Here is a 15,191-nt window from a genome sequence, read left to right as displayed (position 1 = left end):
CAATATATTATTAAAATCAATTAGTTAATTATTTAAACAATACAAGCTTTTTATTACTAACTAAGTTTAAATAAGTAATAAAGATTATTTTGATATATTTACCCTCCTTTTATAAAAATTGCATAACCATACCTTTATAATTGAATGAAAAATAAAAAGAATACTGGCTTAATAAATATATTTATAAGTCGATCTTTTAATAAGTTATATAAACGTTATTAATAAAGCTAATAGTAGTATTTACGTTTATGATTTATTTTGTTTTTTATAAGTTAAGGCGTTGCTTTTAAATTTGGCTTTAGAAAATGGGATATAAGTTCTTTTTCTTTCTTGTTAAAAAGTTTCAGGTAACTATGTGTTTGAGTATAAAATATGTTATTTGATTCAATAACTATGTGTGACAATTGTATACTGTTATAATTTGTTATCTTTTATTTTTGATCTATTAATAATGCAAACTAAAATTACGATTGTGGGTGCTGGCGCCGCTGGGCTTTTTTGCGCAGGTTTACTGGGGCAAAAAGGGTATGATGTTACTGTGATTGATAATGGTAAAAAGTTAGGACGCAAAATTCTAATGTCTGGTGGTGGTAAATGTAATTTTACTAATTTAATGGTTGAACCTAGTAATTATATTTCTTGCAATCCTCATTTTTGTAAATCAGCTTTGAAACAATTTACTCAGTGGGACTTTATCCAATTAGTAAATCAGTATGGTATTGCTTACCATGAAAAAGATCATGGGCAATTATTTTGTGATAATTCAGCGCAAGATATTGTTGATATGCTATTAAACGAGTGTCAAAAAGGGCATGTTCATTTTATGATGCAGACTCAGGTTGAAGATATTAGCAGTGATAAAATAGGATTTAAATTACATACTTCTCGAGGCATTATTGATAGTGATAATCTTATTATTGCTACGGGAGGCTTATCGATGCCTGCCCTTGGCATGACTTCAATTGGCTATAAAATTGCTGAAAAATTGGCTATTCCAGTGATACCAGTCAAAGCAGGATTAGTACCGTTCACGTTACATAAACCTTTACTTGATATATTATCAACCTTGTCTGGTATTGCTGTTGCTGTTGAAGTTTCTAATGAAAGAGTTAGTTTTAAGGAGAATCTATTATTTACTCATCGAGGAATTTCAGGACCAGCTATTTTGCAAATATCAAGCTATTGGCAGGCTGGAGAGTCAATTACTATTAATTTATTACCTGATTTCACATTCGAATCATCGTTTAAACCATTATTAGAGCAGAATCGTAATCAAACTATAAAAAATTGTTTAGCACAGGTTTTACCTAAAAGGCTTGTTGAGGTGTTAATACAACTCAATTTGATAAACGATATAATAGTTAAGCAAATTAATCCCAAACAACAGCAAGACTTGTATAATGCTTTAACACATTGGCATATTACTCCAAATGGGACTGAGGGTTATCGTACTGCGGAGGTGACTCTTGGTGGTATAAGTACTGATGCGTTGTCTTCCAAAACTATGGCAGTTAAAACACACCCCAATCTCTATTTTATTGGTGAGGTTGTCGATGTGTCAGGCTGGTTAGGTGGCTATAATTTTCAATGGGCATGGAGTAGTGCATTTGCTTGTGCTAGATCGTTTAATTAATTACGCCCATTTGAATATGGTATTTTTTTACTTTGTATTGTAACGTTGTGCGTGAAATGTTTAATAGTTTTGCCGCCGTTATAATTTTGCCGTTGGCTTGATTTAATGCGTTAATGATGAGTTGTCGTTCATAGTTTTCAACTTGTTCAATTAAGTTGTTTCCATCAGTAGATGTGTTGATAGGTAAATTTTCTGGTTTATTAATATCATCGTTTTGAGAAGATGAACTATTAAGATCGAATAGATCTTCATCAAGGACAATATTCTGTAATTCACCCGGTTCGTTTTGTAATACCATACTTCTGACAATTGTATTTTCAAGCATACGGACATTACCGGGCCAAGGAGCTGATATTAATTGTTGTAGTGCATGTTCGCTGATACCGCTAATTACAACATTGACGTCGTTTTTATGTTTATCAATAAAATAGCGTGCTAACACTGGAATATCTTCTGTTCTGTCGCGTAAAGCGGGGAGTTTTATTAAACCAACGTTTAAGCGAAAAAACAGATCACTTCTCATTTTTCCTGTTTTTAATAGTTCTGTAGGTGGTTCATTCATGGCAGCAACAATACGAACATCTGAATGCATTTCTTTATTACCACCTAATTGCCAGTAGGTTTTTTCTTGTAAGAATCGTAATAATTTACTTTGCATTTCAAGAGGCATAGCATTTAATTCATCAAGGAATAATGTGCCTCCGTTAGCCAGTTCTAAATAACCTTGTCGGTTTTCAGCACCCGTAAATGCGCCTTTGACCGTACCAAATAGGGTGCTTTCAATCAGTGTGGTTGGTAGTGCACTACAGTTGAGCGAGATAAATGCTTTGTCACGGCGTTGGCTTGTTTGGTGGATTAAACGAGCAAATAGCTCTTTACCTGTTCCTGTTTCGCCAACTATTAATACTGGAACATCATTTGCTCCCAAGATGTTAGTTTGATCGATAACATCTTGCATTGTTTTTGATACAAAAACAATTTCTGGTAATGGTTGTTCTTTATTTTGATATAACTTGCTATTGAGCTTGAATACTTGGTCTTGTAATTGCCTAACAGTAGATAAATTTCGACCTATTTCTATTGCGCCGATAATTTTTTGATTTTTATTATAAAGAGGAACTGTTGTGTGCATATAATCTACAAGTTTACCTACATGGTTATAATAGCTTTGGTAATTGTTTTGATATTCTTTCCCATGTTGTAGGGCTTGCAACATCGTGCTGTCTTCTTTTCGCATCTTGGGATAAACTTTAAGCATTGGTTTTCCTATAGCTTGTTCTATAGGGTAACCATCAAGTTCAGCACTTTCCTGATTGTAATAAACATATTTGCCTTCTTTATCAATAATCGCCATTGGTTGATGGATTAAATCAAAAAAATGTTTAAATATTTCCAATGATTGTAATAATTCAGGGTCGATTGTCATGATATTCGTGCCTTTTGAACTAGGGTGATTTGTTATATTTAGCTTTGTTTAATTTAAACGCCTGTTAATTATCATATAAAAATGACAAATTTTTGTCATAAAAATGGATTTTATACTAAATGACTAAATTTTTACTTGCGCTTTGTTTATTAATATATTGATTATTTTTGTTTTTAAAGTTGGCATGCTGATTGCACAACAAGTGAGAAGCCATTTTACTTATTTTTCATGTAATCATTAACTGGAGGCTATATGTCCGACAAAATTATGTCAAATTATAACAAATTACGCACTGATCTTGTAACTAAAGATCGTCGTTTTAGCGCTGAAAGTGGCAAACTTTGTTTTGATGGTGTTAATTTAGAAGAGTTAGCCAAAAAATATCCAACGCCTTTTTATGTGTTTTCTGAAAAGGAGATTGATCGTAATGTGCAAGAAATTAAAGAGGCATTTAAAGCTCATCCAAAAACAAAAATTTTCTATGCATCAAAAACTTGTTCAGTAATGGGCGTTCTTAAAGCGATTAAAGATGCAGGAATTTATGCCGAAGCGAACTCAATGTTTGAAGTGCGTAAATGTTTAGATATCGGTTTCCCTGGTAGCCAAATTGTGTTTAATGGTGTTGTTAAAAAACCAGTGGATTTAGAGTTTGCTATCCAAAATGATCTGTATATTATCAACGTAGATAGCTTATATGAGCTTGATATTATTGATGAGATTTCAAGACGTTTGAAAAAGGTAGCAAATGTTTGTGTGCGTGTTGAACCAAATGTTCCGTCAGCAACTCACGCAGAATTAGTCACTGCTTATCATGCTAAATCAGGTATCGATTTAGAACAAGCAGAAGAAACATGTCGTCGTATTTTAGAAATGCCATATGTTCATTTACGTGGTTTACATATGCACGTTGGTGATCAGGTTCCAGAATCAGAGCCTTTTGCTAAAGCTACGAAAGTTTTAGTTGATGAATCACGTCGCTTAGAAGAAGTGCTTGGTATTAAATTTGATTTAATCAACGTAGGTGGTGGGATCCCTGTTCCTTATAAATATGATGAAGAAAATGGTAATCCATTAGAAGATAATATGTATGCAGGTATTACTGCACAAGATTTTGCTGATGCTGTTATTAGTGAAGTACACAAATGGCGTACTGATGTTGAAATCTGTATTGAGCCAGGCCGTAAAGTAACAGGCTCAGCAGGTGTGCTTGTCGCTGAAGTTGCCTGTGAAAAACGTAAAACCAATTATGATTTAGATGGCAATATTGAAGAGCATGTTGAGTGGAAATTTGTTGATGCTGGTTATAGTGTGCTATCTGATAGTCAACATTTTGATTGGTTCTTCTATGTTTATAATGCTTCAAAAATCAATGAAACACATGATGAGTACATCAAATTGGCTGGTCCTTTATGTGATGGTGGTGACTATTTCCATGTCGGTGTTAAAGGTGAAGAATTCTTAATGCCAAAAGACACTCAAATCGGTGATATTGTTGCTTTCCTTGATGCTGGTGCTTATACCATTGAAAGCCAAACTGTTTATAACAATCGTCCTCGTACTTCTGTTGTAATGATAGATAAAGAAGGCAAGGATAGATTGATTCGCCGTGAGGACACTTACGAAGATATGGTTGGATACGACATATATTAATCATCAATATCTGGAGCATTTGATGCTCCAGATATGATAAAGTGAGGTTATTATGAGTGATTCTAAAGATTCAAGTTTACTTGGTATTAAAGACATTGTTTTTATGAATGTCATTGCAATACTAAGTTTGCGTCAAATTCCTAATGTTGCTCCTTATGGGGCGTCAGCAATGGTACTTTGGTTACTTGCTGCATTTTGTCTTTTCTTCCCATTAGCTATGGTTTGTGGCGAACTTTCAACCGGTTGGCCAAAAGATGGTGGAATTTTTGTTTGGGTAAAAGAAGCATTTGGTAAACGTATTGGTTGGATAGTTGTTGTTTGCTTTTTGTTCTCTTGTGTTCTTTTCTTCCCGTTAATGTTGCAATTTGGTTTTACTGCAATTGGGTATATGTTTAGCGCTGAGTTAGCTCAAAATCAAGTATTTATTGGTGTTGGCTCTATGGTGGTATTCTGGATTTTAACACTGATGAATATTAAAGGGATGCAATGGACTAAAATTATTAATAGTGTGAGTGCATGGCTTGGTGTATTTATTCCAGCCGCTATTATTGTGCTATTAGCTGTTGTATGGTTATTCACAGGGCATCCTATGGCTACAAGCTATAGTCATGTTAGTGATTGGTTACCTGATTTAAGTAGTTGGGATACTATTGTTTTTCTATCTAGCATGATGTTCGCATTTGCTGGTCTTGAGGTGGCTCCAATGATTGCAGGGCGTACACGAGATCCACAACGAGACTTTCCAAAAGCAATGTTGGTTTCAGCAGTGGTAATTGTTGGTATTTATATGGTCGGAACATGGGCTATTAATACTTTATTACCAGCGGCCGATACTGATATCGTAGCGGGTGTTATGCAAGCAATGGAAGCCGCAGCTAAAGAATTGCATATGCCTTGGTTATTACCAGTAATGGCAATTTGTTTGTTTTTTGGTGCATTAGGACAAATAAACTCATGGTTAGTTGGTCCGATTTATATGCTACAAGAAGCATCAAAAGAAGATAATTTGCTTGGAGAACGCATTGGTCGTTTACATCCAGTATATAAAACACCAGCCTTTGCGTTAATTATTCAAGCTATTATTGTTACAGTACTTTGTTTTTCAACTTTTGTGTCGCCAAGTATTGCAGCAGCATATTGGATGTTAACAGCGTTAACGACAATTTGTTACTTTATTCCGTACTTAGTGATGTTTATTGCGTATTATCGTTTACGTATTACTCAACCAGATGTTGCTCGTAGTTTTAAAATTCCGGGTAAGGTGTTGCCAATTGTGTTACCAGCACTTGGTTTCTTATCTACTCTATTTGCTGTGGTATTAGTGTTTATTCCACCTGCGCAAATAGATATGGGGGGGTATGTCGAATATATTGCTAAAATTGTTGGTGGTGCAGTACTTGCCATTGGTTTAGCTGAATGGATTTATTATCGAGCCCAAAAACGTAACCGTTTGCAGTAGTAATAATATATAGAGGAGTAAAATTATGTACAAACCTATATTAGAAATTGATTTACGCAAATTAAGAAATAATGCTCGTGTTGAAAAAGATTTATTAGCTAAACACGGTATTGAGGTTATGGCTGTTAATAAAGTTTTTGATGGTTGTGTTGAAACGGCCAAAGCAGTACTTGAAGGCGGTATTGATGTGATTGCTGAATCAAGAACATACAATTTAAAGAAATTAAAAGATGCTTTAAATTGTAAAACCTGCTTATTACGGAGCCCTTGTTTAAGTGAAATTAGTGATGTTGTTAGATATGCTGATATTAGCTTAAACAGCGAAAAAGCAGTAATTCAGGCACTTTCTGATGAAGCCGTTAAACAACAAAAAGTACATCAAGTTTTATTAATGGTTGATATGGGGGATTTACGCGAAGGTATTTGGTTTGAACATATTGATGAAATCATTGATACGGTTAAACTTATTCTTTCTTTACCCGGCGTTGAGCTCTATGGGCTCGGCACCAATTTTAATTGCTATGGTACTGTACTACCTACAGTTAAAAATGGAGTAGACTTTTTAAAAATAGCGCGTAAAGTAGAGCAAGTTTGTAATATTAAAATAAAGTATTTATCGGCCGGTAATTGTACCAGTTACCACTTATTGGATAAAGGTATTTGGCCAGAAGGATTAAATCATTTGAGAATTGGTGGTTTACACGAGTTTGGTATTGAATATGTGGATATGAAATATCTTGACGAGTTTCATCATTCAAATAAACCCGTTGATAAAGCATGTAGTAATATTTATAAATTATATGCGCAAATCATTGAACTCAATAGTAAACCAACAGTTCCTGTTGGTGAATTAGGTGTAGATGCTTTTTTAAACAGTAAAACCTTTGTTGATAGCGGTACACGCAAACGAGCACTTCTTGCCTTTGGACGTCAAGATGTGCCAGCAGAAAGCTGTATACCCATCAATGATGATATTACTGTATTGGGTCAAACCAGTGATCATACCTTGGTTGATATTGAAGATGTTACTCAAACACTTCGTGTTGGCGATGTTATTGGATTTGAGCTCGATTACACTGCTTTACTAATGGCTTGTCAAACTAATGGTGTAGAAAAACGGTTTATTTATTAATTTGTGTTAACTGCTGGGTAACCAGCAGTTTTTATTAATTACTAGGCGGTTTATATGACAACATCTGAATCACAAGAAAACCCTTATCCCAGTAGTAATTTAAAGAAAAACCTAAAAAATCGTCATTTATTGATGATTTCATTAGGTGGATCAATTGGTACTGGATTATTTATTGGTATTGCAGCTCCACTTAGCACAGTTGGTCCGTTAGGAACAATTATTGCTTATTTAATGGCAGGAAGCATAATGCTTTCAACAATGTTATGTTTAGGTGAACTTTCTTGTGCATTCCCTCATGCAGGTTCATTTCAACACTATGCGTTGATGTTTATACCCAATCCGATTTGGAGTTATACCATCGGTTGGTTGTATTGGCTTAGTTGGGTACTATCTATGGCGGCAGATTTAACCGCTGCTTCAATGATTGCTCACCAAACCTTCCCTTCGATTCCTATTTATCTTTTTAGTCTATTAATTCTGATTGTTCTTACTTCAGTGCATTTAACCTCTGTTCGTGCATTTGGAGAAAGTGAGTATTGGTTTTCAACTATTAAGGTTCTTGCGATTATTGCATTTATTGGGGTGGGGATTTATTTACTTAACCACCAATATAGCGAAACGCATATCTTACCAACATTTAAAACCGAAAAAGGGTGGTTTCCTAATGGTTTTTTAGCCATATTTGTTTGTATGACTATCGTGACCTATTCCTTTCAGGGCGTCGAATTAATTGGTAGTGCAGCTGGTGAGGCGCAATCTCCACAGTCTGTGTTACCCAAAATTATTACTGGTGTTGCTTTTCGCATTATTCTATTTTATGTTCTGGCTATTGCTGTTTTAGCCCTTGTTTATCCATATGGAACGGTTCATTCTGAAATTAGCCCATTTGTGTGGGTATTTAATAAAGCAGGAATTTCAATAGCTTCGTATTTAATGCTTTTTGTTATTTTTTGTGCGGCAATATCGGCGGCTAATTCTGCAATTTATGCCAGTTCAAGAATGCTGTGGTCTATGGCTCAAGATAAACTCGCACCTCAATATTTTTCAGACGTAAATAAGCGTGGAGTGCCCACAAAAGGTATTTTATTTATTGCTATTATTGCGCTAGTTTCACTATTTTCGAAATATATTGCCGCTGAAAAATTGTATATTTATTTAGTAGCGGGAACAGGGCAAGTGGGATGTTTTGCATGGATTATTATTGCTTGGTGTCAATATCAGTTCCGTAAGGGAGTAAATAACGGTAAATATCCCAAAGAGATGGTAAAGTTCAAATCGCCATTATTTCCTTGGCTGGCAGGGGTTTCTATTATTGTTAATATTGTGATTATTATTGGTGTTTGGTTTGGGGAGTCAGGACATTTTATTTTATTATCAGAAGTTGTTTTAGTAATAATTATTTTGGTTTCTTACTTTTTCTATAAGAAACGAAATTCTTTAATAATAAAAACGTTAGATTAATTTTATTGACCTATTAATTTGTTTGTAATCACCTAATAAATCGGTTTAGGTGATTACATTTAATTTTTAAAATCAGATTATTAATGTTTTTACTATTTGTGATTTATCTTTATTTTAAGGCACTAAGTTAAGTGCGTTTGCTTGGTATAATCTTGATGAAATCCTTTCTGATACAAGTTATTTTAGAAAAGCTGATACACCCGTAAAAACGACTTGCGCAGCAATAGCTGATATTAGCAACCCAGTTAGTTTTGATAAGATAGCAATACCTGTGTTTTTTAATACTTTAGCAATACTTTTTGCACATAATAGCATTGCATAAATCCCTGAAGATGCAATGAATAAAGAAACAGCGCCAATCATATTGGCTGCAAAGCCTACGGAGCTTGTTCCCATAACAATGATAGTACCAATGGAAGCGGGTCCCATACAAAGTGGAATTGCAAGGGGTACAACACTGATATCGTCATCACTGTTAATTTTGTTCTTTTCTGGAGAATCATTCATTAGTGACACTGCAGTGATAAATAGCAACGCTCCAGAACCAATTCGGAATGCATCAAGAGTAAAACCGAAGACACTAAACATGGTATTACCAAAAAAGAATAGCACTATACCGATGATAAATACGGCACAGGATGTTTTGAGTGCTGTTTTGCGTCTAAGCTGTTCGTCGTATTGTTTTGTGCCACTTAAAAATGCACTTAAAACAGCAGGAGGTGTCATTAATGCAAATAGCTTTACAGTTGTGGCAAGGATATTAACAAGATAGTCATCCATAATGTTACCTTTCAAAGAATAACAATTAAATTCCCTTTAATTTTGTTAACATTATTAGTTGCTAGGGAATGATTTTTGTTAGATACAAAAACGGTCACCAAAAAGGTGACCATGTTTAATCTGATATTTTTTAATTGGTTTTAGACAATTAAACCAATAAAATTTAGTTAAGGCGCTCTTTGATACGAGCTGCTTTACCACGAAGTTCGCGTAAGTAGTAAAGTTTAGCTTGACGTACTTGACCACGACGTTTCACAGTAATTGAATCAACAATTGGTGAGTGAGTTTGGAATACTCGTTCAACACCTTCACCATTCGAAATCTTACGTACGGTAAATGCAGAGTGCAAACCACGATTACGAATGCCAATAACAACACCTTCATAAGCTTGAAGACGTTTTTTGTTACCTTCAACAACCCATACTTTTACTTCAACCGTGTCACCAGGGCGAAAAGACGGGATGTCTTTTTTCATTTGTTCTTGTTCTAATTGCTGAATAATTGCATTTTTCATAATATTATCTCTTACTAGTTATACTGAAATATTAATTGCTTAGTTTGTCACTGTATTCTTGTTGGAATTCAGCGAGTAAACATTGCTCTTCATCAGTCAGAGCTAGATTTGCAAGAAGATCTTCTCTTCTTAACCAAGTTCGTCCTAGTGATTGTTTTAATCGCCAGCGACGAATCGCTTCATGGTGACCAGACATTAATACGTCAGGTACCGCCATTCCATCTAACACCTCAGGACGAGTATAGTGTGGACAGTCAAGTAAACCGTTAGCAAAAGAGTCTTCTTTTGCCGATGATTGGTGATTTAGCACGCCAGGAATAAACCTTGCTAATGCATCAATCATGGTCATCGCTGGTATTTCACCACCACTTAACACGTAGTCCCCAATTGACCATTCTTCGTCAATTTCGGTTTGAATAACGCGTTCATCTATACCTTCGTATCGTCCACAAATCAAAATTAAATTTTTATTTTGTGACAATTCGCAAACACCTTGTTGGTCTAATTTGCGCCCTTGTGGGGAAAGATAGATTACTTTTGTATTGTTACCTGCCACTGTTTTTGCCGCATGAATTGCATCTTTAAGTGGTTGTACCATCATTAACATGCCAGGACCACCACCATAAGGCCTATCATCGACAGTCTTATGCTTATCATGCGCAAAATCGCGAGGGTTCCAATACTCTACTGTTAACAGCCCATTTTTAACGGCTCGACCAGTTACGCCATAACAGGTAATAGCTTGAAACATTTCGGGAAAAAGGCTAATTACGCCAATCCACATAGTTTTACCTTACCAATTAAAAAGCAGGATCCCAATCGACCACAATCATTTTTGTTGTTAAATCAACTTGTTTTATAAATTGATTATCAACAAAAGGGATTAAACGTTCTGTTGCTCCAAATGCATCTTTTAGATTTGCTTTAACCACTAATACATCGTTAGATCCGGTTTCCATCAAATCAGTTACCAGTCCTAAATCATAGTTATTAACTGTTTTAACTCGGCACCCAATGAGATCTTTCCAATAAAAATCACCATTGCTAAGTGCTGGTAATTTTTCTGCATCAACAAACACTTCAATATTGGTTAATGCAATGGCTTGATCACGATCATCAATGCCTTTAAGTTTTACAATCATATCATGATTATGCGGTTTAAAGCTCTCTACAATTACCTCTTGCCATTGCCCAGCACGCTGGATATACCAAGGAGTGTAATCAAAAATGCTATCTGGGAATTCTGTAAACGAAAAAATTCTGAGCCATCCGCGAATGCCGTAGCTTGAACCAAGTTTACCAACAACAATAAGATTCTCAGTATTCATCATTACAGTGATTATCAATTACTAAATTAAGCAGCTTTTTGTGCTTGTTTAATTAGTGCATTAACACGATCAGAAACAGTTGCACCTAAACCAACCCAATGATTTACGCGATCAAGATCTAAACGTAATTCTTCTGCTTTACCTTGTGCAATTGGATTAAAAAAGCCAACGCGCTCAATAAAACGGCCATCACGTGGGTTACGGCTATCAGTGACAACTACTTGATAAAAAGGGCGCTTTTTAGAGCCACCACGAGCTAAACGAATAGTTACCATAACATCCTCTTAAATTAAAAAATAATCTTTTTTCTGCCCAACACGGACAAAATCAAAGCCCCAGAATTATACTCTTTCTAGCAAAAAGTGCAATGGCTGTTTGCTGATGAAGCGGTGTTATATTGATTGACTTAAACTAACTTAAAAAAGAGTGGAAAAAAATTATACTAACTATAATTTATTTAATTTAAGTGGAAATCGATAAATATAATAAAATAGTGATTTTTATTTTTTGTTCTTTTTGTGAAAAAAAGCTCTCTTTAAAACATCAAAAAAGCCAAGTGAGCGTACCATTTTTTGCCCGTCAATATAAACTCGAATGGCTTTTAATACCTTCTTGGGCTCTTTAGATGCAAAGGTGAATGTGCCGTTTTTTTTTGTTTGTATTGAATAACGAGGGATCCATCTACCACCTAACAATACAGAAGCAATCACATAATCAATTTCATTCCATGGTATTTGGATATATTTGCGTGGATCGTGTTGATGATAAAACTCGAAGGCTTTGTCACCAATTATTATATTGCCGTATTCAGATAAGCCTGTAAATGCGGTTGCTTTCATTGTTAAATCAATTTTAGTATTTAATGATTGAACCATCTACCCTATATCCATGCAAAGTTCGAATGATTAATGATACCTTTTCATCACATGGTGTGATGAAAAGGTTAATGTAATATTAAATAGAAAGTTGGCGTTATTTTAAAATATCATACTTTCTAAATATATATAGGCATAGCTATATGTTTATAAAAGACCGATTACATGGCCAACAATACCTACTATAAATAATCCCAAAATAATTAGGATTGGTGATACTTTTTTACGAAGTAACCACATGCAAAAGAAAGTCAATAGTAAGGGGACAAGTCCAGGTATTAATTGATCTAAGTTATTTTGTAAGGTGGTTACCTTTTGTTGAGTCAGTGATAATCCGCTTTGCATTTGAATTAATGCTTGTTGAATGCCTTCAGCACCTGCTGGTAATGTATTCCAATCAATAAAAGCACCATTGTCTAGCTTGACAGTAGATACAACTGGTTGGAATTTAATTGATACCCATCTTTGTACTAAGGCTGCCAGTACAAACATTCCTAAAATAGAAGCTCCTTTGGTGATTTTTTGCAGTAATCCGCCTGATAAATTATCGGTTATTTTAGAGCCTGTACGGTAACCAAATTCTTGGGTATACCACATGAATCCCCAACGAATAATATTCCATAATAAGAAGAATAAAATTGGTCCCATAATATTACCGCTTAGTGCAAGTGAAGCGCCAAGAGCGCCGAGCATTGGACGTACGGTAAACCAGAATACAGGATCACCTACACCCGCTAGTGGTCCCATCATCCCAACTTTTACCCCTTGAATTGCTACGTCATCAACAGCAGCTCCATTAGCCCGTTCCTCTTCAAGTGCAAGAGTTACCCCAAGTACTGGAGAAGCTAAATAAGGGTGAGTATTAAAAAATTCTAGGTGACGCTTAAGAGCTGCAGAGCGAGCCTCTTTGGTGGTGTATAATTTTTTGATAGCAGGGATCATTGAATAGACCCATCCACCATTTTGCATACGTTCATAGTTCCAAGACCCTTGGAGGAAGGTTGAACGCCAAGCAACCGCTAAACGATCTTTTTTGTTTAATTGGATTCTATCAGTCATTTTCTTCTCCAAGTTTTTAGTAATCATTTAAAATATCATCAAGTGGGTCACCTTTGCTACCACCATTGGATGAATTACCACGTTCTGAAAGATTGAGGTAAATTAGTGCTAATGCTATACCTAAAGCGCCAAGTGCAATCAGTGTTAATTGTGATATCGCTGCAACGACAAAACCAATAATAAAAAATGGCCATACTTCGCGGTTTGCCATCATATTGATTACCATCGCATAACCAACAGCAACAACCATTCCACCACCAATAGCCATTCCCGTTGTTAGCCATTCTGGCATTGCTTCTAGTGTACTTCTAACAACTTCAGCAGGAATAAAGAGTAACGCAGCAGCTGGGATTGCGATACGTAAACCTTGTAAACAGATACCTAAAATTTGTAACCATTCAATTTTTTGAATATTGCCTTCTTCCGCTGCAGTATCCATCATGTGTACTAATGGAACAGCAATAGTTCGTACAATCATGGTTAAGAATAGCCCTGCAACTGCAAGTGGAATAGCTACAGCTATAGCGGTAGATACGCCAGCTATACCTTGGCCGCCTAATACTAAAATAATTGATGAAGCAACCGATGCTAAAGCTGCATCAGGCGCTACTGCCGCCCCGATATTGGCCCAACCGAGTGCAATCATTTGCAACGAACCGCCCAATACAACACCAGCTTCTAAATTACCTGTTACAAGTCCAATTAAAGAACAAGCCACTAAAGGTTGGTGGAATTGAAACTGATCTAAAATACCTTCCATACCAGCTAGAAAGGCAATAACTATCACTAAAATGATAGCAATAATTGACAATGTCATAATATAACCCCTTAAATAAACTAATTCTTTTGTTGCGCCAATTCTTCTTTCGCTTTTTTCAATAATTCCTCCATATTACTGCTAGAGTCATTAGGTACTTTGCGAACATCAAATTTCACATTTTTTGTTTTTAATTTTTCAAATGTATCAACATCATCAGCATTCATTGACAGCACTTTATTAACCATAACCTTTCCTACGGAATGGGCCATTGAACCAATATTAAGTTCATTGATATCGACGCCGCCCTCTATGGTTCGTAGCACATCTTGTGGATTTTCAAATAGAAGTAGCGCTTTGGTATTGCCAAAACGAGGATCGCGTGAAACTTCAATAATTTTTTTAACTGGAACAACATTTGCTTTTACACCAGGAGGTGCTGCTTCTTGGATGAGTTTTTTTCTTAATTCATCTTTTGCAACCGAGTCAGAAACAACAATAATACGGTTAGGATTGGTTGATTTTGTCCATGCTGTCGCCACTTGTCCATGTAATAGGCGTGAGTCAACACGAGCTAACACAATTTTCATTTTACCATCTCCAAGTACTGTTCCTTCTGGGATAGTAGTTGCGTGTTTAGTAGAAGCAGAAGATTGTGTTGGCATTTCGACAGTTGTTTTAACACCTTCTTTGCCTGGTTCAATAATTGCGGCAGCAATTTCTTTCGCCGTTTCCATTGAAAAACGAGAAGAATAGGCTTCAATTAACATTGGTAAATTTAAACCAGCAACAATAGCCCAATTACTATGTTTACCACATAAATTGTTAGCCTGATTAAATGGTGTCCCTCCCCATAAATCTACTAAAAACAGGACTTCTTCTTGATTAGCAAATGTTGCAATGGCTTCAAGCATTCGTTCTTTTAAACTTTCAGGACTATCACTTGGGTGCAAGGTAACAGCTTTAACATTTTCTTGCTCTCCAAATATCATCGATCCTGATTGTAGAATACCTTCCGCAAACTCACCATGAGTTGCTAGGATGATTCCAACCATATAACGACCTCCTAATTTTATATTAATTGCATAATATAAAGTATGTAAAATAAAATTATCTG

General features: G+C 35.5%; 14 protein-coding genes and 2 pseudogenes. 5 read left to right on the top strand and 11 right to left on the bottom strand.

Annotated features, from left to right (window positions below):
• Window positions 1–451: 451 nt before the first annotated feature.
• The gene (locus tag GYW75_RS05420) at window positions 452–1,633 is read left to right on the top strand and encodes an NAD(P)/FAD-dependent oxidoreductase (protein ID WP_065561488.1); all 1,182 of its coding nucleotides are present in this window, start codon (window positions 452–454) and stop codon (window positions 1,631–1,633) included.
• Here GYW75_RS05420 and GYW75_RS05415 read toward each other — a convergent pair.
• Window positions 1,626–3,062: a sigma 54-interacting transcriptional regulator gene (locus tag GYW75_RS05415; RefSeq protein ID WP_174798710.1), complete on the bottom strand. Its 1,437-nt coding sequence runs from the start codon at window positions 3,060–3,062 to the stop codon at window positions 1,626–1,628. The two genes, GYW75_RS05420 and GYW75_RS05415, sit on opposite strands and share 8 nt — an antisense overlap.
• A 249-nt stretch (window positions 3,063–3,311) precedes the next feature.
• On the opposite strand from GYW75_RS05415, the gene lysA reads away from it, so the two are divergent.
• Genes lysA through GYW75_RS05395 form a run of 4 tightly spaced genes read left to right on the top strand, consistent with a single transcriptional unit; the run spans window position 3,312 to window position 8,761 of the window.
• On the top strand, window positions 3,312–4,709 hold the full coding sequence (lysA, locus tag GYW75_RS05410; RefSeq protein ID WP_174798701.1) for a diaminopimelate decarboxylase: 1,398 nt from the start codon (window positions 3,312–3,314) through the stop codon (window positions 4,707–4,709).
• A 52-nt stretch (window positions 4,710–4,761) separates the two neighbouring features.
• Complete coding sequence (locus GYW75_RS05405; RefSeq protein ID WP_065589378.1) at window positions 4,762–6,168, top strand: APC family permease; 1,407 nt, start codon at window positions 4,762–4,764, stop codon at window positions 6,166–6,168.
• 25 nt (window positions 6,169–6,193) lie between these two features.
• Entirely contained in the window at window positions 6,194–7,300 is a 1,107-nt protein-coding gene (locus tag GYW75_RS05400; RefSeq protein WP_065589379.1) for an alanine/ornithine racemase family PLP-dependent enzyme, read from the top strand.
• Window positions 7,301–7,354: 54 nt separating this feature from the next.
• A complete protein-coding gene (locus tag GYW75_RS05395; protein WP_065561485.1) occupies window positions 7,355–8,761 on the top strand; it encodes an amino acid permease in 1,407 nt (468 codons plus the stop codon).
• Between the two features lie 177 nt (window positions 8,762–8,938).
• Here the strand turns inward: GYW75_RS05395 and GYW75_RS05390 are convergent, their stop codons facing one another.
• The 10 genes and pseudogenes from GYW75_RS05390 to GYW75_RS12755 form a co-directional block, all read right to left on the bottom strand.
• Window positions 8,939–9,541: a MarC family protein gene (locus GYW75_RS05390; RefSeq protein ID WP_065561484.1), complete on the bottom strand. Its 603-nt coding sequence runs from the start codon at window positions 9,539–9,541 to the stop codon at window positions 8,939–8,941.
• 163 nt (window positions 9,542–9,704) lie between these two features.
• The gene (gene rplS / locus GYW75_RS05385) at window positions 9,705–10,055 is read right to left on the bottom strand and encodes a 50S ribosomal protein L19 (RefSeq protein WP_034913735.1); all 351 of its coding nucleotides are present in this window, start codon (window positions 10,053–10,055) and stop codon (window positions 9,705–9,707) included.
• Between the two features lie 31 nt (window positions 10,056–10,086).
• Window positions 10,087–10,839: a tRNA (guanosine(37)-N1)-methyltransferase TrmD gene (gene trmD / locus GYW75_RS05380; protein WP_174798700.1), complete on the bottom strand. Its 753-nt coding sequence runs from the start codon at window positions 10,837–10,839 to the stop codon at window positions 10,087–10,089.
• A gap of 16 nt (window positions 10,840–10,855) precedes the next feature.
• Window positions 10,856–11,386 (bottom strand): ribosome maturation factor RimM, encoded by a 531-nt coding sequence (rimM, locus tag GYW75_RS05375; RefSeq protein WP_065609116.1) that lies wholly within the window; start codon window positions 11,384–11,386, stop codon window positions 10,856–10,858.
• Between the two features lie 23 nt (window positions 11,387–11,409).
• Complete coding sequence (rpsP, locus tag GYW75_RS05370; protein WP_034900786.1) at window positions 11,410–11,658, bottom strand: 30S ribosomal protein S16; 249 nt, start codon at window positions 11,656–11,658, stop codon at window positions 11,410–11,412.
• 225 nt (window positions 11,659–11,883) lie between these two features.
• On the bottom strand, window positions 11,884–12,258 hold the full coding sequence (locus GYW75_RS05365; RefSeq protein WP_065589383.1) for a DUF956 family protein: 375 nt from the start codon (window positions 12,256–12,258) through the stop codon (window positions 11,884–11,886).
• A 147-nt stretch (window positions 12,259–12,405) separates the two neighbouring features.
• Window positions 12,406–13,317 carry a PTS system mannose/fructose/sorbose family transporter subunit IID gene (locus tag GYW75_RS05360; protein WP_034946776.1) on the bottom strand — a complete coding sequence of 304 codons (912 nt, stop codon included), beginning with the start codon at window positions 13,315–13,317 and terminating at the stop codon, window positions 12,406–12,408.
• A 16-nt stretch (window positions 13,318–13,333) separates the two neighbouring features.
• A complete protein-coding gene (locus GYW75_RS05355) occupies window positions 13,334–14,128 on the bottom strand; it encodes a PTS mannose/fructose/sorbose transporter subunit IIC (protein WP_065561495.1) in 795 nt (264 codons plus the stop codon).
• Window positions 14,129–14,154: 26 nt separating this feature from the next.
• Window positions 14,155–14,697 (bottom strand): annotated as a pseudogene (locus tag GYW75_RS12760) (PTS system mannose/fructose/N-acetylgalactosamine-transporter subunit IIB); the annotation flags it as partial.
• Between the two features lie 51 nt (window positions 14,698–14,748).
• A pseudogene (locus tag GYW75_RS12755) lies at window positions 14,749–15,129 on the bottom strand (PTS sugar transporter subunit IIA); the annotation flags it as partial.
• Window positions 15,130–15,191: the final 62 nt, after the last annotated feature.

This window comes from Gilliamella sp. ESL0232, from assembly GCF_013346885.1.
Lineage (GTDB): Bacteria > Pseudomonadota > Gammaproteobacteria > Enterobacterales > Orbaceae > Gilliamella > Gilliamella bombi.
This window is presented reverse-complemented; position numbering and strand designations above follow the sequence as displayed.